Source organism: Streptococcus sp. STC1396 (genome assembly GCF_058933875.1).
The window spans coordinates 1-21,313 of record NZ_JBZYCU010000004.1; the positions used below are offsets into that span (position 1 = coordinate 1).

The window sequence follows — 21,313 nt, forward strand, 5'->3', positions numbered from 1 at the left end:
TTCTCAAGAATAGTATACCCGTTTTTCTTGTATTGCGCTATCCAGTTTGGAAGAGTCCCTCGGTTTGGCAAGGCGTAATCAAGTGAAACGGTCAGCTTTGACTGTTGTTTCAGAAGCACTTTATCAACCATTTCCTGCTTTAATTCTGGAGAATAATAGGTATTTTTTCCTTTCTTGACAATGTTCATCCCGTATCTGTCTATCAGTCGAATCATATATTGGATACCGGATTCTGCAACACTGAACTGGTCCGACAAAGACTTAATACTTTCACCATTTTGCCGTAACTCATAGATTTTGACTTTGTCTTCATAACTTCATAACTTAATTTCATAAAAATAACACCCCAAATGTTAGATTTTTTCTGTCTAACTTTTGGGGTGCGGTTCATTAAGCCGAGGGTTTTTGAATAGATTTATTTTGGATAAATATAGCTGACAGCTCCTTGACCAGCGGCGTAGGGATTAAACCAGCCACGGAAGTTGCCAATGTACTGTTTGCCTGCATAATTGGATTCTTTGATTTGGATGCGGGTGTTGGATTCGACATGGGTGACAACACCGACATGCCCATAGCCACCATCAGTCCAGCAGATAATTGCTCCGACTTGTGGGATACTTCCTGTCCGGAAACCAGCTGCGCGTGCGCTGGCTGCCCACTGGCCACCATTACCCCAGTAAGGACCGGCCCAAGGAGCTAGCACTTTTGCTCCCCAAGTGCACTGACCATGGGGGTAAGAGGAGGCTCCTGCATAATCAGGGGTGTAGAGGGTTGGCTCAGGAGTAGTTGGTTTATCAACCTGATAGCTGGTGCCTGTAAGTCCAGTCAACTGACCGTTGAGAGTACGGTAGACATGGGTATGGAAGAGACCACTTCCAGCATGCTGTTGCGTATTGATGGTAAATTTATACAAGCCATTGCCAACTTTGTTAGCAGTGTACCATTTGATGTCATCTTGGCCGTTGACTTCTGACCAGGTCGGCAGAGAAATCGTTCCTGGTCCGAAAGCATCTGCCACGGTCACTTCGTAATTGTAGGCAGAGATTTTATTGACAGAAACCTTGGTTTTGATATTTTCAGCAGAGAGAGTGACGGTGTCTGTCGCATAGCTATGTTCGCTGCCATCTTTATATTTGACGTAGATATGATTGATATAATTGCCAGATAAGGCTTGGTGGTTGCGAATATTAAATTGTGCAGTAAAGGTTCCATCTCCATTATTACTTGCCTCATACCATTTGATATTGCTTTGATTATGGGTGCTCCAGATGGGAACGCGGACGGACTGAATCGGCTTAGATGTTGCAGTCTCACTGGTTTTTACAGTATAGGTTCCCTGCTCATGATTGACATTTTCGACAGAAAAAAGCGGTTTTTGCTCTTCTGGAGAAGGGAGCTTTCCAGCATCTATTGTAGCGGTTGTTCCTGCTAATCCTGTAAATTCAGGCTTGACATAGCTTTCACCGTAGAGATGGATATGGTAGGTTCCTGTATCGTAATTGTGTTTCTTCAGTTCTACTCTTACTCTGTAACTGCCATCAGAATTTTTACTTGCCTCATACCATTGCAAATCATCCTGCCCCTTGTTTTCAGACCAAGTTGGCACAGTGACCTTGTACATGGTGTCAGGAAGATTTTTGATAAGGATTTCCATAATGCCCGACTCGGGGAAGCTTGTTTGAATGGTCGGATTGGGCTTTTCGAGATGGAAAGTAGTGCCCGATTGGTAAATCATTTTGCCATTTTTATTTTCATAAGTATCTACGAAATATTTTCCATATCCTTTATGCTTAGAAAGGTTAAATTCGGTACTATCTTGTCCAGCTTCATACCAATTAAGGTCATCACCACCATTTTCATCAGACCAAACTGCATGGACAATTTTTGAGTTCCCTTGGTCTTTATTTCGCGTAAAGTTGATACGGCCAATCTGTCCAGCTGTTGTGACACTTGTTTTGCTAGTGGGTTTATTGAGGGTAAAGGTCGTACCATTCAAGCCTATCATCTTCCCGTTGATATTAATGTAAGTGTGTACATGGAAGGTGCCGTATCCGGCGTGTTGCCGGAGATCAATGGCTGTGCTGGATGTCTGAGGCGTGGTGTACCATTTCAAATCATCCTGTCCATTTTCGTCGGACCAGACCGCGTGGTAAATAGTATAAGGAACTTGAGCCTTGGAGCGGGCATAATGAATCTGTGCTGTATCCCCAGTGACATTGACAGTCACATTGCTGGCACGATCAGTGGGGCCTAGGATTTTGCTTCCAGCTTCAGTCGATGCAACAGCCTGAGCTGTGGAATGACTGGCAAACAGACCAAGGGCTGCTCCAGATAATAAAAACAGTTTCTGATATTTCTTCATAGATCTCCTTTGAATAAGAAATTTGGATAATTCCATTTAGATTATTCGGGAAAAAATATGAAAATAGAGTAATTTTTTAAAATTTTGGGAATTGAACTGCTAATCTAATTTAGTTTTATGAAATCTTTGATATTTTGACTAAAGGTTATAAATTAGTCAAAAGTGCTAAAAAGGAGGCATATAGGCTAAAATGAATGCTTATATTCTTTAACTAAGAAGCTGTATTTCATTTTCTTGAATAAAAATTATATTTTCCCATAGATTATAAATTTTCAGTAAGATTAGATTATTTTCATTCTTTCCCGGTTATCATAGAATAAAACGAACGATTGTGTTATAATTTAGATAAATAATTCGTAAAAAAACAATGATTTTTACGTGATGTGTTAGCTTGGTGCGTTAGCACCTGTGATATTGGAGATTGAGGTATCTTAGCTATGAAGCTTTTAGTTGTTGGTTCGGGCGGTCGTGAGCACGCGATTGCCAAGAAGTTGTTGGAGTCTCAGGATGTGGAGCAGGTGTTTGTCGCACCTGGAAATGATGGTATGACCCTTGACGGGCTAGACTTGGTCGATATTGGAATTTCCGAACATTCCAAGTTGATTGAATTTGCAAAGGAGAATGATATTACTTGGTCCTTTATCGGTCCGGATGATGCGCTGGCAGCTGGAATTGTAGATGATTTTAACCAAGCTGGACTCAAGGCTTTCGGCCCATCTCGTTTGGCAGCAGAGCTGGAGTGGTCCAAGGATTTTGCCAAGGAAATTATGGTTAAATACGGCGTTCCGACAGCAGCCTATGGCACATTTTCCGACTTTGAAGAAGCCAAAGCCTACATCGAAAAGCAAGGGGCGCCTATCGTAGTCAAGGCAGACGGTTTGGCTCTTGGAAAAGGTGTCGTCGTTGCAGAGACGGTTGAGCAAGCGGTCGAAGCTGCTCACGACATGCTCTTGGATAATAAATTTGGCGACTCGGGTGCACGTGTGGTTATCGAAGAGTTCCTGGACGGCGAGGAGTTCTCTCTCTTTGCCTTTGTCAATGGTGACAAGTTCTACATCATGCCTACGGCTCAGGATCACAAGCGTACCTATGATGGCGACAAGGGGCCCAATACAGGTGGCATGGGAGCTTATGCGCCAGTGCCTCACCTGCCACAAAGCGTGGTGGACCAGTCAGTTGAGACGATTATCAAGCCGGTTCTCAAAGGCATGATAGCTGAGGGCCGACCTTATCTGGGCGTGCTCTACGCTGGGCTGATTCTGACAGCAGATGGTCCTAAGGTCATCGAGTTCAACGCGCGCTTTGGCGACCCAGAGACCCAGATTATCCTGCCGCGCCTGACGTCTGACTTTGCGCAAAATATCACAGATATTCTTGATGGTAAGGAGCCGAGCATTACTTGGACAGACAAGGGCGTAACTCTGGGCGTGGTTGTCGCATCGAATGGCTATCCGTTAGATTATGAAAAGGGCATTGAACTGCCAGCCAAAACCGACGGCGACATCATCACCTACTATGCAGGAGCTAAGTTTGCGGAAAATAGCAGAGCACTGCTATCCAACAGCGGGCGTGTCTATATGCTCGTCACCACAGCAGACACCGTAAAAGAAGCCCAAAACACCATCTACAAAGAACTCGCCCAACAAAAAACAGAAGGTCTCTTCTATCGAACCGATATTGGAAGCAAGGCCATAAAAGATTAACAGATACTATAGTTGTCATGGCGAGCGAAAGCGAACCACTATAGGATAATCGTCGCAGTAAAAGAAAAACTGTAAGAAAGGAGTATTCAGTTAGTCTCCCTAACTGAACACGGGACTAAATCCCTAGGAAAAAAGATAAAACTACCTAGACGTAACCGTCGTCGTTAGTTTTCCTATTTTTCTACAGGATTTTTCGCAAGCGAAACGTCCCTTTGTATCTTAATATGAAACCAATTATTTCCATCATCATGGGCTCCAAATCCGACTGGGCCACCATGCAAAAAACTGCTGAAGTCCTAGACCGCTTTGGTGTAGCCTACGAAAAGAAAGTCGTCTCTGCCCACCGCACGCCAGACCTCATGTTTCAGCATGCAGAAGGAGCCCGCAGTCGCGGTATCAAGGTCATCATCGCAGGTGCTGGTGGTGCCGCCCATTTGCCAGGAATGGTAGCGGCTAAAACCACCCTGCCTGTCATCGGTGTACCTGTCAAGTCTCGCGCTCTCAGTGGCCTGGATTCGCTTTATTCGATCGTGCAGATGCCGGGCGGTGTACCTGTGGCAACTATGGCTATTGGGGAAGCAGGAGCAACAAATGCGGCTCTCTTTGCCCTCCGCCTTCTTTCAGTAGAGGATCAGGCTATCGCGACAGCATTGGCAGATTTTGCTGAAGAACAAGGAAAAATCGCTGAGGAGTCTAGCAATGAGCTCATCTAAAACAATCGGAATTATCGGTGGTGGTCAGTTGGGGCAGATGATGGCCATTTCTGCTATCTACATGGGGCTCAAGGTCATCGCGCTGGATCCTGCGGCGGACTGTCCAGCCTCTCGTGTGGCAGAGATTATCGAAGCGCCTTATAATGATGTGGACGCCCTTCGTCAGCTGGCTGAGCGTTGCGACGTCCTGACCTATGAGTTCGAAAATGTCGATGCTGACGGACTCGATGCTGTTATCAAGGATGGTCAGCTCCCTCAAGGAACAGACCTGCTCCGCATTTCTCAAAATCGCATTTTTGAAAAGAACTTCCTCTCAAACAAGGCCCAAGTCACCGTGGCACCCTACAAGGTCGTGACTTCTAGCCAAGACTTGGCTGATATCGACCTGTCGAAAAACTATGTTCTTAAAACGGCGACTGGTGGCTACGACGGACATGGGCAAAAAGTCATTCGCTCAGAAGCAGATTTGGAAGAAGCCTATGCGCTAGCTAACTCAGCAGACTGCGTTTTGGAAGAATTTGTCAATTTTGACCTTGAAATTTCGGTTATCGTGTCAGGAAATGGCAAGGACGTGACGGTTTTCCCAGTTCAGGAAAATATCCACCGCAATAATATCCTGTCTAAGACCATTGTGCCAGCCCGCATTTCAGAAAGTCTAGCTGAAAAAGCTAAAACCATGGCAGTACGAATCGCTGAACAGCTCAATTTGTCTGGAACCCTCTGCGTGGAAATGTTTGCGACGGCTGACGACATCATCGTCAATGAAATTGCCCCACGGCCACACAACTCTGGGCACTACTCTATCGAAGCCTGCGACTTCTCGCAGTTTGACACGCATATTCTAGGCGTTCTGGGAGCACCATTGCCAGCTATCAAACTACATGCGCCTGCCGTCATGCTCAACGTTCTCGGCCAGCATGTCGAAGCCGCTGAAAAATATGTAACAGAAAATCCAAGCGCCCACCTCCACCTGTATGGTAAAATAGAAGCAAAGCACAACCGCAAGATGGGGCATGTGACTTTATTTAGTAGTGAACCAGACGAGGTTGAAGAGTTTGGGAAAGGGATAAGAGAGATGTATACGAACTGTAAGTCGTAACTAAATTAATTAAATAAGTAGTTTTTTTAAAAAGGAAATTTATATGAATTTTAAAGTTGTATCATCATACTCGGACATTCAAGAGGACGGTTACTATTTGATTCATAGTAATTGGGATGATTGGTTTAAATATGAAACCACATATCTATTTTACATAAAAAAAAATGATGAGATTACAAATGTGGGCTCCATTAAAATCGGTCAATTTTCTATGAAAAAAGGGCAACGAATCCCTAATATACCTGAAGAATTTGATAATTTAACAGATGATTTTTTTTCTGTAGCAACTGATGAAAGTTTCTATTATGAAATTAATAGGCTTGAGAATGAGAAAAGGGAATATATATTAACTGCTCTGAAAGATGTTGCTTTTGATAGTGAGTTATATTCTAAAGCTTGTGAAACTGATGTTTTTAATGTATCTTTGACAAGAGATGTTTTGCCTGAAGTGATTAATAACAAATACAGACGGTTAGCTCAAGGAAATACTAAGTTATCTAGTTATGATTTTTCTTTTAAAATGACTGACTCTTGCGTTTTGGACTTTAGAGTGAATCCTGATAAATTTCCAGCGTCAAATATTCACGCCATTATTGGTAGAAATGGTGTAGGTAAGTCATACTTATTAACTGAAATGATTGAAAGTGTTATACAGGATGATGGCCGATTCCAATTTAACACTGAATATAATGATAATTTTTTCTCGAATATTATTTCTGTTAATTTTAGTAGTTTTGAGAATAAAAAAATATTTAAAGAGAATTCTGATACTAGTAAGGGATACTTGTACTACCACCTGTCAAATAGGACAACTGCGAAAGAACCTCAAAATTATAAATTATATAGAGAAGAAGATGGTGAAACCGTAGAATTCATACCCGAGGGATGGGATGCTGTATTTATTGAGAGTGTAAGTTCAGCATTGCGCAAGAAACCTAAATTATGGCGTGATTGCATAAAAATTTTATATAGTGATCCAATATTTAGCAAAACAGGAATTGACAGACTGGTTGATAAGTTTCAGGAATCAGAGGATATTCGTAAATTTTATAAAGAGACATATAAAATTTTTAGGGGTCTAAGTTCAGGTCATAAAATTGTGATTTTAACTATAACCAAGTTGGTTGAAATGGTTTCAGAAAAAACACTTGTTATTTTAGATGAGCCAGAATTGCATTTACATCCCCCTTTGTTGAGTAGTTTTATAAGAAGTTTGTCACAATTACTCATAAAAGCGAATGGAGTAGCAATACTTGCAACACATTCTCCAATTATTTTACAAGAAGTACAAAAGGAATGTGTTTATAAACTATCTAGAGAAATGAGCACAGATTTTATGCGAGCGGTAAGACCAAGTACTGAGACGTTTGCAGAAGATATAGGTAGTCTAACATTTGATATATTTGAATTGGAAACTATAGAATCAGGTTTTTATACTTTAATTGATCAAATAGTAAGAGAAAATCTTTCGTTTGAAGAGTCAGTACAACGATTTGATGGAAAGATGGGGACTTTAGGGTATAGGTTACTGTTGTCTGAAATCTTAAAAAGGGATAAAGGAGAACGTACAGATGCTTAAACTTATTCCTCCCTATTTTAGTGCAGAAGATATACTAGATGAATTGCTTTCTGATATGACAAAAACCAAAGAAGTTAAAGATGAATATGGGAATTCAAGCAAAAAAAAATATATTGATTTGTTTAGTGAAGAAATAAAAAAAAGGATATTTGTATTTGAGAAATTATATATAGATTTGGCTAAAGTAGGTAAATTACATGAATTAAATCCAGAGGATTGCATGGTGTCAAATGAAATTGGTAAAGAAGAAATGGAATTTCTCTATGAACAAAAACTGGTCACGAAATATAGAGATTCGTATTATAATAGATTGAGGACAAATGAAAATCAAAATTTTAGTCAATGTGTATATTGTGAAAGAGATTTAGTGACTGATTTAGACCATTTGCTACCGCAATCGAAATTTCCTATATTTGCTGTTACCCCTGCTAATCTAATTCCTTCTTGTCATACTTGTAATAAGAATAAGTCAGCAAGTTTAGTAGATATTGTAAATCCATATTATGAAGATACGACTAAAGAAAATTGGCTAAAATGTACTATTATACTAGAAAATAATATACTATTTCCAAAATACAGTTTAGACTTTTCTAGCACATCTTATTCAAAAAGCTTACAAAATAAAATTTCTAATATATATACAATGGGCGGAACTAGCATTTTGAAGAGAATTAATACATGGGGTGTCAATAAGTTTACGAATAAGTTAGATCTTTGGAAAAAAATAATAGATATAGCAGGAAAGGAACAACTAGTTACACTTTTGAATAGCGAGATAGCCTCTGATAAGACACATAGTCAGAATTTTTATGAGATATCTTTATATCAGGGAGTAATAGATTATTTAAATATAGATGGTCAACAGTTAATATAAACTTCTACAATTTAATCTATCAAGACATTGTTGACTATTTTTATGTATTTAGGACAAAGTTAAATATAAGGAGAGAAAAATGATCAACCGTTACTCTCGCCCCGAAATGGCGAACATTTGGACTGAGGAAAATAAGTACAAGGCTTGGCTGGAGGTAGAGATTCTAGCTGATGAGGCCTGGGCTGAGTTGGGTGAGATTCCCAAGGAAGATGTGGCCTTGATTCGTGAGAAGGCTGGCTTTGACATCGACCGCATTTTGGAGATTGAGCAGGAGACGCGCCACGATGTGGTGGCCTTTACGCGAGCGGTTTCTGAGACGCTGGGTGAAGAGCGCAAGTGGGTGCACTATGGCCTGACCTCGACCGATGTGGTGGATACGGCTTACGGCTACCTCTACAAGCAGGCCAATGACATCATCCGTGAGGATCTGCGTCGCTTCACTGACATCATTGCAGAGCGGGCGCGGGAGCACAAGTTCACCATCATGATGGGACGGACCCACGGTGTGCATGCGGAGCCGACGACTTTCGGTCTCAAGCTTGCGACTTGGTACAGCGAAATGAAGCGCAATATTGAGCGTTTTGAGCTTGCAGCTGCGGGTGTGGAAGCTGGGAAAATCTCTGGTGCGGTTGGGAACTTCGCCAACATTCCGCCATTTGTGGAAAGCTATGTCTGTGAGAAATTAGGCATCCGTCCGCAGGAGATCTCGACTCAAGTCTTGCCACGTGACCTCCATGCTGAATACTTCTCAGCTTTAGCCTTGATTGCGACATCTATTGAGCGCATGGCAACTGAGATCCGCGGTCTGCAAAAGTCTGAGCAGCGTGAGGTGGAAGAATTCTTTGCTAAGGGGCAAAAGGGTTCATCAGCTATGCCTCACAAACGCAATCCTATCGGCTCTGAAAATATGACTGGTCTGGCGCGTGTCATTCGTGGTCACATGGTGACGGCCTTTGAGAATGTCTCTCTCTGGCATGAGCGCGACATTTCCCACTCATCAGCTGAGCGGATTATCGCTCCGGACACGACCATTCTCATTGACTATATGCTCAACCGCTTTGGTAATATCGTCAAGAACTTGACCGTCTTCCCAGAAAACATGAAGCGCAACATGAACTCAACCTTTGGTCTTATCTTTAGCCAGCGGGCTATGTTGACCTTGATTGAAAAAGGCATGACGCGGGAGCAGGCTTATGACTTGGTGCAGCCAAAGACTGCTCAGTCTTGGGACAATCAAGTAGACTTCAAGCCTCTGCTCGAAGCGGATCCAGAAGTCACTTCCCGTCTGACTCAGGAAGAGATTGATGAAATCTTCAACCCAGTTTACTACACCAAGCGCGTAGATGAAATCTTCAAGCGCGTGGGGCTGGATTAAACATAAAAAAGAGCCTGGGCAAAAAGTCCAGGCTTTTGAAAATAAATTAGAAAAAATAGATGGCGCAGTGGTTGATTGGCATCTTCCTTCGCTTTTTAAGCTCCAAAGATGACTTAATCAACTGTGCGGGCGTGGGAGGACGAACTTTTTTAACTTGTTTGAAGTTCTTTCCCGCTCCCGTTTTCTTTGTCTTAAATCTGACTGGCCATTTGCCCGATTTTTTGCAGCATTTCTTGGCGTTGTTGCTCTGTTTTGCGTTCTACACTGTTGAGCTCGGTCAGCTTGACAGGGGTAATTCCACATGGTTTCAGAACTTGATTTTTCAGTACCTTGCCATAGTCTTGAACGAAAGGCAAGGCAAAAGCAGGTGTGTTGTGGCTGGTGATAATCCAGCCGGATTTCCCTTGCAAGTGGCCTTGGAGACCGACTTTCTTATAAGAATAGGCAAAGTCAGCCGCAAAGACGCGATCGATAAAGCCTTTAAGAATGGCCGGCATACCGCTCCACCAGATAGGGAAAATGAAAATCAGATGGTCTGCCCAAGTAATCAAATCGCGGTATTTTGCCATTTCAGGGTCTTTGTGCAGGTCACGGCGTCTATGTTCTTGGTCAAAGCGTAAAATAGGATCAAAATTTTCAGCATACAAGTCTAAGGTTTTCACCTCATGCTTCTTAGAAAGGTTGCTTTGAACTTCTTTGAGAATAGCAGCATTGAAGCCAGTTGGGCTGGGGTGGGTGTAAATAATCAAGGTTTTCATGATCGTTCTCCTTTGATATAAATGTCAAGCATGTGGTCGATCGTGCTTTGGATGGCTTGAGGATCAAGGTCTTGTCCGATAGGACTGTTGGCTAGAACGGCTAGGCCTGTGATAAAGCTCCAAAAGTGAAAAAGGCTTTCCACTTCGCTATTGCTAAATTTTTCCTCCTTGCGAAGCTTTAAAACAAGCTCCTTAAATTTATCAAATCCAGGCAGGTCAGACTCCAAGAGAATGGTGTCCTGTGTCACCTTCATATATTTAAAAGGGAATTTGATAAAGAGAGCTTCGAAAAAATGAGGGTAGGTCTTGGCAAAAATAATGAAATTAAGACCAAGCTGGGTCAGCTGTTCACGCGCAGAAGCTGTCGCATCAATGTTTTCATTGATTTCCTGATTGAGAAAGAGCGAAAGCTGGGTCAAAACTACCTTAAGGTAGCCTTCCTTGCTCTCAAAATGGCGGTAGGGGCTGCCGTGAGTCACACCGCAGGCCTTGGCAACAGTTCTGAGAGAGAGCTGTTCAATTCCATGTTTTCCGATTTCGTCAATCCCTGTTTGAATGAGCTGTTCTTTCAGTTGGGCAGTATTGCGTTTCATGTATCTCCTCCAAAAGTATACACTGTCTACTTATCTATCTTTAGTATACACTGTCTACTTTTTCTTGTCAACTAATTTGATGTTTTCTTCTAGTCTAAGATGTGGCAGAATTTGCTTTCGGTAAGATAAAATGTTAAAATAATATCAAAATGATAGCGCTTTCTTTTTAGGGCGAATTGCTCATTTTAGAGAAGCGCCGAGAAATGGAGGACACCTATGAAGAAAATTATCAACGACCCAACAGCGGTTGTGGACGAGATGTTGGACGGCTTGGCCTATATTCACAGCGATTTGGTTTATCGGGTGGAGGGCTTTGATATCATTGCCCGCAAGAGTGAGAAGTCGGGCAAGGTTGGCTTGATTTCTGGCGGTGGCAGTGGTCATGAACCTTCCCATGCGGGCTTTGTCGGAGAGGGCATGCTGTCGGCTGCTATCTGTGGAGCGGTCTTTACTTCACCAACACCAGACCAAGTCTTGCAGGCTATTAAGGAAGCAGATGAGGGAGCTGGGGTCTTCATGGTAATCAAGAATTACTCCGGTGACATCATGAACTTTGAAATGGCTCAGGAAATGGCTGAGATGGAAGGGATTGAGGTGGCTAGCGTCGTCGTGGATGACGATATCGCAGTGGAAGACAGCCTCTATACGCAAGGTCGTCGCGGAGTGGCTGGTACAATCCTTGTCCATAAGATTCTAGGGGATGCAGCGCGCGCTGGCAAATCTCTGTCTGAAATCAAGGCTCTGGCTGATGAGCTGGTCAAAAATATTCACACGGTTGGCCTGGCTCTGAGCGGGGCAACCGTGCCGGAAGTCGGTAAACCTGGTTTTGTGCTGGCCGATGACGAGATAGAGTTTGGTATCGGCATTCATGGGGAGCCCGGCTATCGCAAAGAAAAAATGCAGCCGTCTAAGGACTTAGCCAAGGAACTAGTCGAAAAACTCAGTCAGTCCCTTGAACTCAAATCTGGTAAGAAGATTGGGCTCCTCATCAATGGTATGGGGGCAACACCGCTTATGGAGCAATATGTCTTTGCGGCAGATGTAGCAAATCTTCTGACAGAAGCTGGAGTCGAAGTTGTCTATAAAAAGCTGGGGAATTACATGACCTCCATTGATATGGCGGGGATTTCTCTGACCTTTATCGAGCTGGACCAGCCAGACTGGCTGACAGCTCTAAACAGTCCTGTCACGACAGCAGCTTGGTAAGGAGGTGCTTATGGACGCAGTAAGAGCAAAAAAATGGATGCAGTTGTTCAACGAGAAGATCCAGGATCAGAAAGCCTATCTATCTGATCTCGATACTCCCATCGGTGATGGCGATCATGGCGCCAATATGGCTAGGGGAATGGCAGCAGCAGTAGAGAGTTTAGCTGCTAAAGACTTTGCCAGTGCAGCTGAGGTTTTTCAGGCTGTTTCCATGCAGCTGATTAGCAAGGTGGGCGGTGCTTCCGGACCTCTCTATGGCTCAGCTTTCATGGGCATGGGCAAAGCTGAAAAAGACGGCAAAGACTTGTCAGAAGTTATCCAAGCTGGGCTGGATATGATTCAGAAGCGGGGCAAGGCTGTGCCTGGTGAGAAAACCATGGTGGATGTCTGGTCAGGGATTCCTGTTTCTCTGCAGTCTGGAGACTTGACGCATGAAAAGATTGGTTCCCTAGTGGAAGCGACCAAAGATCTGAAAGCGACCAAGGGGCGGGCTTCCTATGTTGGTGAGCGCTCTATCGGTCATATCGATCCTGGTTCAGCTTCATCTGGTCTCCTCTTTGAGGCTCTTCTAGAAACGGAGGCAGGCTGATGGCAGATACTGGCATTCTTATCGTTTCTCATTCCAAAAACCTGGCCCAAGGCTTGTTTGACCTCATTTCGCAGGTGGCGGCAGATGTAGCCATCAGCTATGTGGGTGGGCTAGAAGACGGCAGCATTGGTACCAGCTTTGAAGGGATTCAGGCGGCTTTAGATGCCAATGACAAGGACACTATTTTGGCCTTTTTCGATCTGGGCTCAGCACGGATGAATCTTGAAATGGTCGCAGACTTTTCTGACAAGGAAATCATTATCAATAATGTTCCCTTGGTAGAGGGAGCCTATACGGCTGCTGCTCTTCTCCAGGCCGGGGCAGATTTGGAAGCAGTTCTAGAGCAAGTTGGGGAGTTGGAAATCAAGAAGTAGTACAGTAGCCTTTGAAGCTGAATTGTCGCTCAATCGGCAGAAATAGAAAATGGAATTATAAAAAAGACTTAAAATCAACGTTTTTTAAACGTAATTTTGAGTCTTTTTGTTTTATTTCTCTTTCACATAGAGTCTGTCGGTCTACATTTTGTTCTAAAAAAGATGCAATCAAACTTGTATACGCTGACAAAGGACATAGTTAAGAATTATTAGCCTGATTGGTTGATGTTTTTGTATAAAAAACTCTAATATTGTTCTAACAATCATGAGTAAAGTTTGGATTTTGTTTGATTATCAAATAAAAAACAAGAAAAAATGCTATTTACGGTTAAAATTGTTTTGTTTCAGCTACAAAATGTAAGAAAAAGATAATTTTATGAGTTAAATATCTTGCAAATTGGTCTAGATAGGTTTATAATGGGGTTGAGCTGGTAACAGGGAAGCAAAAAACGACAGCCATAAATCAGCCATCGTTTTATTTTCAGTGATCGCGATTGCTAGAAATGAACTTAATCTTGAAGAAATCCCCGCGCTTGTAAGTTTCGCTATATTCGAGAATTTGGCCGGTATTTTCCAGTTTGGTCGTTTTGGTTTGATGAACAGTTGGGAAATTCGGGTCTATATCCAGCACTTTAGCAACATCTTTTGGTGTTGGGAAGGTAATTTCGTTGATTTCTTCAAAATATTCATCATTCATGTGGATATGATAGTCTGTTTTGAAGCGATTGTAGATTGAGCTGTAGTAGTCCAGATCTGGATAATTTGGGTTGATATACTGCTCAGGGATATAGGTTTGGTGGTAGATATAAGTTTTCCCTTCCGTGTTTCGGATACGGTCAATCTTATAGTAAAACTGCGTTGGAGCTAGTTCCAACTTCTCTAGAATCTTTAAGTTGTTCCCACGTTTGATGGACAGAACCGTTACCTTATCCTTTTGGATAGGGAAGGTTTCGACGTCAGAGAATTCCACGAGTTTGTGTTTTCTTGCACGTGAAACAAAAGTTCCTTTTCCTTGCTGACGAATGATATAGCCATCATTGGCGAGCTCGTTCAAAGCACGGACAACAGTGATAGAGCTGACATTGAACAGTTGGATCAATTCGGCTTCGGTGTAGAATTTATCACCGTTTTCGAACTTGCCAGAAATAATCTGCTGTTTCAATTCATCCTTGATTTGTTGATATTTAGGAATAGCCATGGCAATTACCTCTCTTTTTATTTATTCCTCTTTATTATCATTTTAACATATTTTTCAAAAAAATGTTGACATTTATGAAAAAATTTATTATATTAATAATACAATAAATGAAAGCAGTTACAAACAAGAGAGGAAAGGCGATGGCGAGATTTGAAATAGGTTCTTCTTTCTACTTGGATGGTCAAGAGTTTAAGATTTTGTCGGGAGCGATTCACTACTTTCGGATTCAGCCGGAAGACTGGTATCACTCACTCTACAATCTGAAAGCTCTAGGCTTCAATACAGTTGAGACCTATGTTCCTTGGAATATGCACGAGCCTCAAAAAGGAGAGTTTGATTTTCAGGGGATTTTAGATATTGAGAAGTTTCTTCAGACGGCTCAGGATTTAGGTTTATATGCCATCGTTCGCCCTTCGCCCTTTATCTGTGCGGAATGGGAATTTGGCGGAATGCCAGCCTGGCTCTTGAATGAGGATATGAGAATCCGCTCTTCTGATGCTAGCTATCTCCAAGCTGTTGCGGATTACTATGATGAGTTGCTTCCGCGGTTGGTTCCAAGGCTCTTGGACAAAGGCGGCAACATCCTCATGATGCAAGTGGAAAATGAATATGGCTCTTACGGTGAAGATAAAGACTATCTGAGAGCGATTCGACAATTGATGCTGGATCGAGGCGTTGATTGTCCGCTCTTCACATCAGATGGTCCTTGGAGGGCGACTCTGAAAGCCGGTACTCTGATCGATGAGGATTTATTTGTCACAGGTAATTTTGGCTCTAAGGCAGCTTACAATTTCTCTCAAATGCAAGAATTCTTTGATGAGCATGGCAAAAAATGGCCACTCATGTGCATGGAATTTTGGGATGGATGGTTCAATCGTTGGAAAGAACCGGTCATTAAAAGAGAGCCAGAAGAGCTAGCTGAAGCAGTCCATGAGGTTTTGAAGCAAGGCTCTATTAATCTCTATATGTTTCACGGAGGCACAAACTTTGGCTTCATGAATGGATGCTCAGCGAGAGGTGTGACGGATTTGCCACAGGTGACCTCGTATGACTATGACGCTCTGCTCAATGAACAGGGGAATCCGACGCCGAAATATTTTGCAGTGCAAAAAATGATGGAGACCTACTATCCTGAATACCCACAAATGAAACCGCTCACAAAAGAATCCTTTGAACTGAGAGACATCGCTCTCAGTGAGAAAGTAAGCTTGTTTGAAACACTTCCTGATTTGGCTCAGCCGGTTGAGAGTCTCTATCCTATCAAAATGGAGGATTTGGGTCAAAGCTATGGCTACTTGCTTTACCATACAGAGGCGAGCTGGGATGCTGATGAGGAAAAGATTCGGGTGATTGACGGACGAGATCGGATGCAGCTGTTTGTAGATGGGGAGCTTGTCACAACGCAGTATCAAGCCGAGATTGGTCAAGATATCTTTGTCACTGGTAAAAAGAAAGCGACCCACCAGATTGACATACTGATTGAAAATATGGGTCGGGTCAATTACGGGCACAAGTTCTTAGCGGATACACAGCGAAAAGGAATTCGCACTGGTGTCTGCAAGGATTTGCATTTCTTGCTTGATTGGCAACAGTATCCACTTCCTTTAGAAAACACAGAAAACATCGATTTTTCAAAAGGATGGCAGCCCAAGCAGCCAGCTTTCTACGCTTTTGACTTTGAAATAAAAGCGCTTAAAGACACATATTTAGATTTGTCCGGTTTTGGAAAGGGCGTTGCCTTTGTAAATGGCGTCAATATCGGCCGTTTCTGGAATGTCGGACCAACCTTATCGCTTTATATTCCGCATAGCCTTCTGAAAGAAGGAAGTAACCGCATTATCATTTTTGAAACGGAAGGGGAATATAAAGAATTCATTCAATTAGTTAAACAACCTACATTTAAAACAATAAAGGGGGAAAATTTATGACAATAGTAGGTGCACGTATCGATGGACGTTTGATCCACGGACAGGTAGCCAACCTTTGGACTACTAAACTCAACATTTCACGCATTATGGTGATTGATGATGAGGTAGCTGAAAATGCTATCGAAAAGAGCGGACTCAAGCTGGCAACACCGCCAGGAGTGAAGCTCAGCATTTTGCCAGTCGCTAAAGCAGCAGAAAACATTCTGGCTGGTAAATATGACTCGCAGCGACTTTTGATTGTAGCGCGTAAACCAGACCGTTTCCTACGTTTGGTAGAGGCAGGGGTTCTGCTTGAAACGCTCAATGTCGGAAATATGTCTCAGTCAGATGAAACTCGCTCAATCACTCGCTCAATCAACGTGGTTGATGCGGATGTGGAAGCTTTCCACAAGCTGCATGAAAAGGGAGTCAAACTGACAGCTCAGATGGTTCCAAATGATCCGGTTGCGGATTTTATGAATTTGTTAAAATAAGGAAAAATTTTTAGGAGGTCATTGTCATGATACAATGGTGGCAAATCTTATTACTCACTTTGTACTCAGCTTATCAAATCTGTGATGAGTTGACGATCGTTTCTTCAGCAGGTTCACCTGTATTTGCTGGATTTATCACAGGTCTCATTATGGGAGATATGGGTACAGGTCTTTTCATCGGTGCTTCCCTTCAATTGGTAGTACTTGGTGTTGGTACATTCGGTGGTGCATCTCGTATTGACGCCACTTCTGGTGCGGTTCTTGCGACTGCCTTCTCAGTAGCTCAAGGGATCAAACCTGAAATCGCGATTTCAACAATCGCTGTTCCGGTAGCTGCTCTCTTGACTTACTTCGATATTCTTGGTCGTATGACTACAACTTACTTCGCTCACCGTGTAGATGCTGCGATTGAACGCTTTGACTACAAAGGTATCGAACGTAACTATCTCCTTGGCGCTCTTCCTTGGATGGCATCTCGTGCCCTCCCAGTCTTCTTCGCACTTGCTTTTGGTGGAGCTTTTGTAGAAGCTGTTGTTACAGGTATCTCTAATGTACAATGGTTGGCAAACGGTCTAAAACTTGCAGGTCAAATGCTTCCAGGTCTCGGATTCGCAATCTTGCTCCACTACCTTCCAGTTAAACGCAACCTTCACTACTTGGCACTTGGATTTGGTTTGACGGCTATGTTGACAGTGCTTTATAGCAATGTTCAAAGCCTTGGTGCTGCAGTGTCTAGCATTGTTGGTTCTGAAGTGTTCTCTAAACTTCCAGAAGAACAAATGATTACTTTTGTTAACAACTTCAAGGGTGTGTCTATGATCGGTATCGCTATCATCGGTATCTTCCTTGCAGTACAACACTTCAAAAACAGCCAACGTACAGTCGTAGCTGCTCCAGTAACTGAATCAGAAAGCGGGGAAATTGAAGATGACGAATTCTAATTACAAATTAACAAAAGAAGATTTTAAACAAATTAACAAACGTAGCTTGTTTACTTTCCAATTAGGTTGGAACTATGAACGGATGCAGGCTTCTGGTTACCTTTACATGATTTTGCCACAATTGCGCAAAATGTATGGAGACGGTACACCTGAACTGAAAGAAATGATGAAATTGCATACGCAATTCTTCAATACTTCACCATTCTTCCACACCATTATCACTGGTTTTGACCTTGCTTTGGAAGAAAAAGACGGTGTCAAATCAAAAGATGCGGTCAATGGTATCAAGACAGGTCTCATGGGACCATTCGCTCCTCTTGGAGACTCAATCTTTGGATCATTGGTACCAGCTATTATGGGTTCAATTGCGGCAACTTTGGCTGTTGCAGGCAACCCAGCCGGTATCTTCATGTGGATTGCTGTAGCTGTTGCTTATGACATTTTCCGTTGGAAACAATTGGAATTTGCCTACAAAGAAGGGGTTAACCTCATCAACAACATGCAAAGTACTTTGACAGCCTTGATTGATGCTGCATCTGTACTTGGTGTCTTCATGGTTGGTGCCTTGATTGCCAGCATGATTGGTGTTGAAGTTTCTTGGGCTCCACACATCGGGGATAAAGCAATTGAAATTCAAGATATGCTCAACCTCATCTTCCCACGTTTGGTACCAGCAATCATCACAGGTGCAATCTACTGGTTGCTTGGACGTAAGGGTATGAACTCTACAAAAGCTATCTTGCTCATCATTGTTGCTGCAGTTGCATTCTCAGCATTCGGTCACTTCTTCTTTGGGATGGCATAATGGTGTAAATTATGAGCAAACAATTAGTTTTGATTAGTCATGGTCGCTTTTGTGAAGAACTGAAAACTACAACTGAGATGATTATGGGACCTCAAGCGGATATTCATGCCGTTGCCTTGTTACCAGAGGAGGGTCCGGATGATTTCACAGCTAAGTTCTTAGACACAGTCAAGGATTTTGAAGATTACCTTGTGTTTGCAGATCTTTTGGGAGGAACACCGTGTAATGTAGTCAGCCGCCTTATTTTAGAAGGTAAGGACATTGACTTATATGCAGGCATGAATCTGCCGATGGTGATTGAGTTTCTCAATGCTTCTTTGACAGGAGCTGATATTGACTATCCGAAAAAAGCAGTTGAACATATCGTTAAGGTTAATGATATTTTAGCAGGCTTGTCAGATGATGAAGATGAGTAGGACTGTTTTGTAACGGAAAAAGAAATGAAGGGGGGTGGGGAATTTTCCCATTCCCTCTTTCAAATAGAAGTAACTAATATATTTATGTTTATTTTTGAAAGGAGTACCATGCTAGATTATTCAAAAGAGAAACTGGTTGAATTGGGTGCTGAAATCACGACGCGTGAAATCTATCAACAGCCGGATGTCTGGCAGACAGCTTTTAATCATTACAAGGCTCAAGCTGACCAAGTTGCTGCTTTTCTGAAAGGTATCGAAGAAAAGTATGCTTATATCAAGGTTATTTTTACAGGTGCGGGAACTTCGGCTTATGTGGGCGATACGCTGCTGCCATATTTCAGAAAACTTTATGATGAGCGCAAATGGAATTTTAATTCAGTTGCGACAACTGATATTGTGGCTAGTCCTGAGATTCATCTGCACAAGGAGATTCCAACAGTTCTCGTGTCTTTTGCTCGTAGTGGCAATTCGCCAGAAAGTGTTGCGACAGTGGACTTGGCCAAGCAGTTGGTTGACGAGCTTTATCAAGTGACGATTACCTGTGCTGCAGAGGGAAAACTAGCTCAGCAGGCGCATGGCGACGAACGCAATCTTCTCTTATTGCAACCAGCTCCATCAAATGATGCAGGCTTTGCCATGACTTCTAGCTTCACCTCTATGATGTTGACAGCTCTCTTGGTTTTTGACCCGGCAGACTTGGCTCAAAAAGAAGCAAGAGTGGCTGAGCTAATTGCTTTGAGTCAAAAGGTTTTGGCAGATGTGGCTGATGTCCAAGCTTTGACAGAATTAGAATTTAACCGTGTCATTTATCTTGGATCAGGGCCATTCTTTGGTCTGGCGCACGAAGCTCAGCTGAAAATTTTGGAATTGACCGCAGGGAAGGTTGCGACCATGTATGAAACTCCAGTTGGCTTCCGCCATGGCCCAAAATCTCTGATTAACGAAGATACGCTCGTGCTGGTCTTTGGCTCAAGGAACGAATACACTAAACATTATGATTTAGATTTGGTGCGTGAAGTTTCTGGTGATCAGATTGCTCGCAAGGTTGTCTTCTTCACAGAGCGCAGAGAAGACTTGGAAAATGTTGAGCAAGTGGTTCTTGAAAGTGACATCTTGGAAGATAGCTATCGAGCCTTCCCTTACATTGTGTATGCTCAGTTATTCTCTCTCTTGACTTCTTTGAAAGTAAAAAATCGACCAGACACACCGTCTCCGACAGGTACGGTTAATCGGGTCGTTCAGGGAGTTATCATCCACCCTTTTCACCAATAAGAATCACAAAGGAATCAGAATATGGAAAAGTTAAACATTAGTCATGGAAAAGTCAGTCACTTAAAAAGACTTTCAGATGCAAACGGCATTATTTCAGCCTTGGCCTTTGACCAACGGGGAGCCTTGAAACGCTTGATGGCTCAATATCAAGAGGGTGAACCAAGTGTGACTCAAATGCAAGAGTTGAAAGTTTTGGTGGCAGAAGAGTTGACTCCTCATGCTTCCTCCATGCTGCTTGATCCGGAATATGGCCTCCCAGCAACCAAAGTACTAGATAAAAATGCAGGCTTGCTGCTGGCCTATGAAAAAACAGGCTACGATACATCCAGTACCAAACGTCTGCCAGACTGCTTAAATCTTTGGTCCGCTAAGCGAATCAAGGAGCAGGGAGCAGATGCGGTTAAGTTTTTACTTTACTATGATGTGGACAGCAGTGATGAGCTCAATCAGGAAAAGCAGGCCTACATTGAACGAATCGGTTCAGAATGTATTGCCGAAGACATCCCATTCTTCCTTGAAATTTTGGCCTATGATGAGACAAATGCGGATACTGGAAGTGTGGAATACGCTAAAGTAAAACCACGCAAGGTCATTGAAGCCATGAAGGTCTTCTCTCATCCACGATTCAATATCGATGTCCTGAAAGTGGAAGTTCCTGTCAATGTCAAATATGTGGAAGATTTTGGCGAAGGTGAGGTTGTTTATACAAAAGCTCAAGCTGCTGCCTTTTTTAAAGAGCAGGATGAAGCTACCCATCTTCCTTATATTTACCTCAGTGCAGGTGTGTCTGCTAAGCTTTTCCAGGAAACACTGGTCTTTGCGCACGAGTCAGGTGCTCGCTTTAACGGTGTACTCTGCGGACGCGCGACCTGGGCCGGCAGTGTACAAGCTTATATCGAGAATGGCACAGATGCTGCTCGGGAATGGCTGCGCACCACGGGATTTGAAAATATTGATGAACTCAATAAAGTCTTAAAAGAAACAGCGGTATCTTGGGTAGATAAGGTTAATCTGCCTTTTGAAGACCGGCAATGGCTGGTTCGTGATTTTTAAGA

Annotated in this window: 21 protein-coding genes; 16 read left to right on the plus strand and 5 right to left on the minus strand. The window is 42.8% G+C overall.

What is annotated here, in order from left to right; all coding sequences use genetic code 11:
• Positions 1-296: transposase (locus AC5FEC_RS02155; protein ID WP_493661206.1), on the minus strand; the 296-nt coding region annotated here is incomplete at its 3' end.
• Between the two features lie 119 nt (positions 297-415).
• Positions 416-2,362, minus strand: coding sequence for a GBS Bsp-like repeat-containing protein (locus AC5FEC_RS02160; RefSeq protein ID WP_493661162.1), 1,947 nt, complete (start codon positions 2,360-2,362; stop codon positions 416-418).
• 437 nt (positions 2,363-2,799) lie between these two features.
• Between AC5FEC_RS02160 and purD the strand changes: the two genes are divergently transcribed.
• The 6 genes from purD to purB all read left to right on the plus strand — a co-directional run bounded on the left by purD (position 2,800) and on the right by purB (position 9,705).
• Positions 2,800-4,065: a phosphoribosylamine--glycine ligase gene (gene purD / locus AC5FEC_RS02165; protein ID WP_493661163.1), complete on the plus strand. Its 1,266-nt coding sequence runs from the start codon at positions 2,800-2,802 to the stop codon at positions 4,063-4,065.
• 224 nt (positions 4,066-4,289) lie between these two features.
• Entirely contained in the window at positions 4,290-4,778 is a 489-nt protein-coding gene (gene purE, locus AC5FEC_RS02170; RefSeq protein ID WP_493661164.1) for a 5-(carboxyamino)imidazole ribonucleotide mutase, read from the plus strand.
• Complete coding sequence (gene purK, locus AC5FEC_RS02175; RefSeq protein WP_493661165.1) at positions 4,765-5,877, plus strand: 5-(carboxyamino)imidazole ribonucleotide synthase; 1,113 nt, start codon at positions 4,765-4,767, stop codon at positions 5,875-5,877. Before purE ends, purK begins: the two co-directional genes overlap by 14 nt.
• A gap of 43 nt (positions 5,878-5,920) precedes the next feature.
• Positions 5,921-7,456, plus strand: coding sequence for an AAA family ATPase (locus AC5FEC_RS02180; protein ID WP_493661166.1), 1,536 nt, complete (start codon positions 5,921-5,923; stop codon positions 7,454-7,456).
• Positions 7,449-8,330 (plus strand): HNH endonuclease, encoded by an 882-nt coding sequence (locus AC5FEC_RS02185; protein WP_493661167.1) that lies wholly within the window; start codon positions 7,449-7,451, stop codon positions 8,328-8,330. The genes AC5FEC_RS02180 and AC5FEC_RS02185 overlap by 8 nt, the downstream gene beginning before the upstream one ends.
• 79 nt (positions 8,331-8,409) lie before the next feature.
• On the plus strand, positions 8,410-9,705 hold the full coding sequence (gene purB, locus AC5FEC_RS02190) for an adenylosuccinate lyase (RefSeq protein WP_049547558.1): 1,296 nt from the start codon (positions 8,410-8,412) through the stop codon (positions 9,703-9,705).
• A 191-nt stretch (positions 9,706-9,896) separates the two neighbouring features.
• On the opposite strand, the gene AC5FEC_RS02195 is transcribed toward purB, so the two are convergent.
• Together AC5FEC_RS02195 and AC5FEC_RS02200 are read right to left on the minus strand one after the other, a co-directional pair.
• The gene (locus AC5FEC_RS02195; protein ID WP_493661168.1) at positions 9,897-10,463 is read right to left on the minus strand and encodes an NAD(P)H-dependent oxidoreductase; all 567 of its coding nucleotides are present in this window, start codon (positions 10,461-10,463) and stop codon (positions 9,897-9,899) included.
• Positions 10,460-11,056, minus strand: a complete 597-nt coding sequence (locus tag AC5FEC_RS02200; protein ID WP_493661169.1) for a TetR/AcrR family transcriptional regulator — start codon at positions 11,054-11,056, stop codon at positions 10,460-10,462. Before AC5FEC_RS02200 ends, AC5FEC_RS02195 begins: the two co-directional genes overlap by 4 nt.
• A gap of 216 nt (positions 11,057-11,272) precedes the next feature.
• Between AC5FEC_RS02200 and dhaK the strand changes: the two genes are divergently transcribed.
• Genes dhaK through dhaM form a run of 3 tightly spaced genes read left to right on the plus strand, consistent with a single transcriptional unit; the run spans position 11,273 to position 13,225 of the window.
• Positions 11,273-12,262 carry a dihydroxyacetone kinase subunit DhaK gene (dhaK, locus tag AC5FEC_RS02205; RefSeq protein WP_493661170.1) on the plus strand — a complete coding sequence of 330 codons (990 nt, stop codon included), beginning with the start codon at positions 11,273-11,275 and terminating at the stop codon, positions 12,260-12,262.
• A gap of 10 nt (positions 12,263-12,272) precedes the next feature.
• Positions 12,273-12,851 (plus strand): dihydroxyacetone kinase subunit DhaL, encoded by a 579-nt coding sequence (dhaL, locus tag AC5FEC_RS02210; protein ID WP_493661171.1) that lies wholly within the window; start codon positions 12,273-12,275, stop codon positions 12,849-12,851.
• Positions 12,851-13,225: a dihydroxyacetone kinase phosphoryl donor subunit DhaM gene (gene dhaM, locus AC5FEC_RS02215; protein WP_493661172.1), complete on the plus strand. Its 375-nt coding sequence runs from the start codon at positions 12,851-12,853 to the stop codon at positions 13,223-13,225. The genes dhaL and dhaM overlap by 1 nt, the downstream gene beginning before the upstream one ends.
• A gap of 481 nt (positions 13,226-13,706) precedes the next feature.
• On the opposite strand, the gene AC5FEC_RS02220 is transcribed toward dhaM, so the two are convergent.
• A complete protein-coding gene (locus AC5FEC_RS02220) occupies positions 13,707-14,423 on the minus strand; it encodes a GntR family transcriptional regulator (protein WP_062201761.1) in 717 nt (238 codons plus the stop codon).
• A 107-nt stretch (positions 14,424-14,530) separates the two neighbouring features.
• Between AC5FEC_RS02220 and AC5FEC_RS02225 the strand changes: the two genes are divergently transcribed.
• From AC5FEC_RS02225 to lacD, 7 genes are all read left to right on the plus strand, one after another.
• Entirely contained in the window at positions 14,531-16,351 is a 1,821-nt protein-coding gene (locus AC5FEC_RS02225) for a glycoside hydrolase family 35 protein (RefSeq protein WP_413782741.1), read from the plus strand.
• The gene (locus AC5FEC_RS02230) at positions 16,348-16,824 is read left to right on the plus strand and encodes a PTS sugar transporter subunit IIB (RefSeq protein ID WP_234550689.1); all 477 of its coding nucleotides are present in this window, start codon (positions 16,348-16,350) and stop codon (positions 16,822-16,824) included. The genes AC5FEC_RS02225 and AC5FEC_RS02230 overlap by 4 nt, the downstream gene beginning before the upstream one ends.
• Before the next feature lie 26 nt (positions 16,825-16,850).
• Positions 16,851-17,765 carry a PTS mannose/fructose/sorbose/N-acetylgalactosamine transporter subunit IIC gene (locus tag AC5FEC_RS02235; RefSeq protein ID WP_217473434.1) on the plus strand — a complete coding sequence of 305 codons (915 nt, stop codon included), beginning with the start codon at positions 16,851-16,853 and terminating at the stop codon, positions 17,763-17,765.
• The gene (locus AC5FEC_RS02240; protein WP_037616531.1) at positions 17,752-18,570 is read left to right on the plus strand and encodes a PTS system mannose/fructose/sorbose family transporter subunit IID; all 819 of its coding nucleotides are present in this window, start codon (positions 17,752-17,754) and stop codon (positions 18,568-18,570) included. Before AC5FEC_RS02235 ends, AC5FEC_RS02240 begins: the two co-directional genes overlap by 14 nt.
• Positions 18,571-18,581: 11 nt before the next feature.
• Positions 18,582-18,986, plus strand: coding sequence for a PTS sugar transporter subunit IIA (locus AC5FEC_RS02245; protein ID WP_493661173.1), 405 nt, complete (start codon positions 18,582-18,584; stop codon positions 18,984-18,986).
• 108 nt (positions 18,987-19,094) lie between these two features.
• Positions 19,095-20,258: an SIS domain-containing protein gene (locus tag AC5FEC_RS02250; RefSeq protein ID WP_493661174.1), complete on the plus strand. Its 1,164-nt coding sequence runs from the start codon at positions 19,095-19,097 to the stop codon at positions 20,256-20,258.
• Positions 20,259-20,279: 21 nt separating this feature from the next.
• Positions 20,280-21,311, plus strand: coding sequence for a tagatose-bisphosphate aldolase (gene lacD / locus AC5FEC_RS02255; RefSeq protein WP_493661175.1), 1,032 nt, complete (start codon positions 20,280-20,282; stop codon positions 21,309-21,311).
• The last annotated feature ends 2 nt before the right edge of the window (positions 21,312-21,313 follow it).

Coding starts and splice junctions, on each gene's coding strand:
- AC5FEC_RS02160 (WP_493661162.1), bottom strand. CDS start 2,362: ATGAAGAAATATCAGAAACTGTTTTTATTATCTGGAGCAGCCCTTGGT.
- purD (WP_493661163.1), top strand. CDS start 2,800: ATGAAGCTTTTAGTTGTTGGTTCGGGCGGTCGTGAGCACGCGATTGCC.
- purE (WP_493661164.1), top strand. CDS start 4,290: ATGAAACCAATTATTTCCATCATCATGGGCTCCAAATCCGACTGGGCC.
- purK (WP_493661165.1), top strand. CDS start 4,765: ATGAGCTCATCTAAAACAATCGGAATTATCGGTGGTGGTCAGTTGGGG.
- AC5FEC_RS02180 (WP_493661166.1), top strand. CDS start 5,921: ATGAATTTTAAAGTTGTATCATCATACTCGGACATTCAAGAGGACGGT.
- AC5FEC_RS02185 (WP_493661167.1), top strand. CDS start 7,449: ATGCTTAAACTTATTCCTCCCTATTTTAGTGCAGAAGATATACTAGAT.
- purB (WP_049547558.1), top strand. CDS start 8,410: ATGATCAACCGTTACTCTCGCCCCGAAATGGCGAACATTTGGACTGAG.
- AC5FEC_RS02195 (WP_493661168.1), bottom strand. CDS start 10,463: ATGAAAACCTTGATTATTTACACCCACCCCAGCCCAACTGGCTTCAAT.
- AC5FEC_RS02200 (WP_493661169.1), bottom strand. CDS start 11,056: ATGAAACGCAATACTGCCCAACTGAAAGAACAGCTCATTCAAACAGGG.
- dhaK (WP_493661170.1), top strand. CDS start 11,273: ATGAAGAAAATTATCAACGACCCAACAGCGGTTGTGGACGAGATGTTG.
- dhaL (WP_493661171.1), top strand. CDS start 12,273: ATGGACGCAGTAAGAGCAAAAAAATGGATGCAGTTGTTCAACGAGAAG.
- dhaM (WP_493661172.1), top strand. CDS start 12,851: ATGGCAGATACTGGCATTCTTATCGTTTCTCATTCCAAAAACCTGGCC.
- AC5FEC_RS02220 (WP_062201761.1), bottom strand. CDS start 14,423: ATGGCTATTCCTAAATATCAACAAATCAAGGATGAATTGAAACAGCAG.
- AC5FEC_RS02225 (WP_413782741.1), top strand. CDS start 14,531: ATGAAAGCAGTTACAAACAAGAGAGGAAAGGCGATGGCGAGATTTGAA.
- AC5FEC_RS02230 (WP_234550689.1), top strand. CDS start 16,348: ATGACAATAGTAGGTGCACGTATCGATGGACGTTTGATCCACGGACAG.
- AC5FEC_RS02235 (WP_217473434.1), top strand. CDS start 16,851: ATGATACAATGGTGGCAAATCTTATTACTCACTTTGTACTCAGCTTAT.
- AC5FEC_RS02240 (WP_037616531.1), top strand. CDS start 17,752: ATGACGAATTCTAATTACAAATTAACAAAAGAAGATTTTAAACAAATT.
- AC5FEC_RS02245 (WP_493661173.1), top strand. CDS start 18,582: ATGAGCAAACAATTAGTTTTGATTAGTCATGGTCGCTTTTGTGAAGAA.
- AC5FEC_RS02250 (WP_493661174.1), top strand. CDS start 19,095: ATGCTAGATTATTCAAAAGAGAAACTGGTTGAATTGGGTGCTGAAATC.
- lacD (WP_493661175.1), top strand. CDS start 20,280: ATGGAAAAGTTAAACATTAGTCATGGAAAAGTCAGTCACTTAAAAAGA.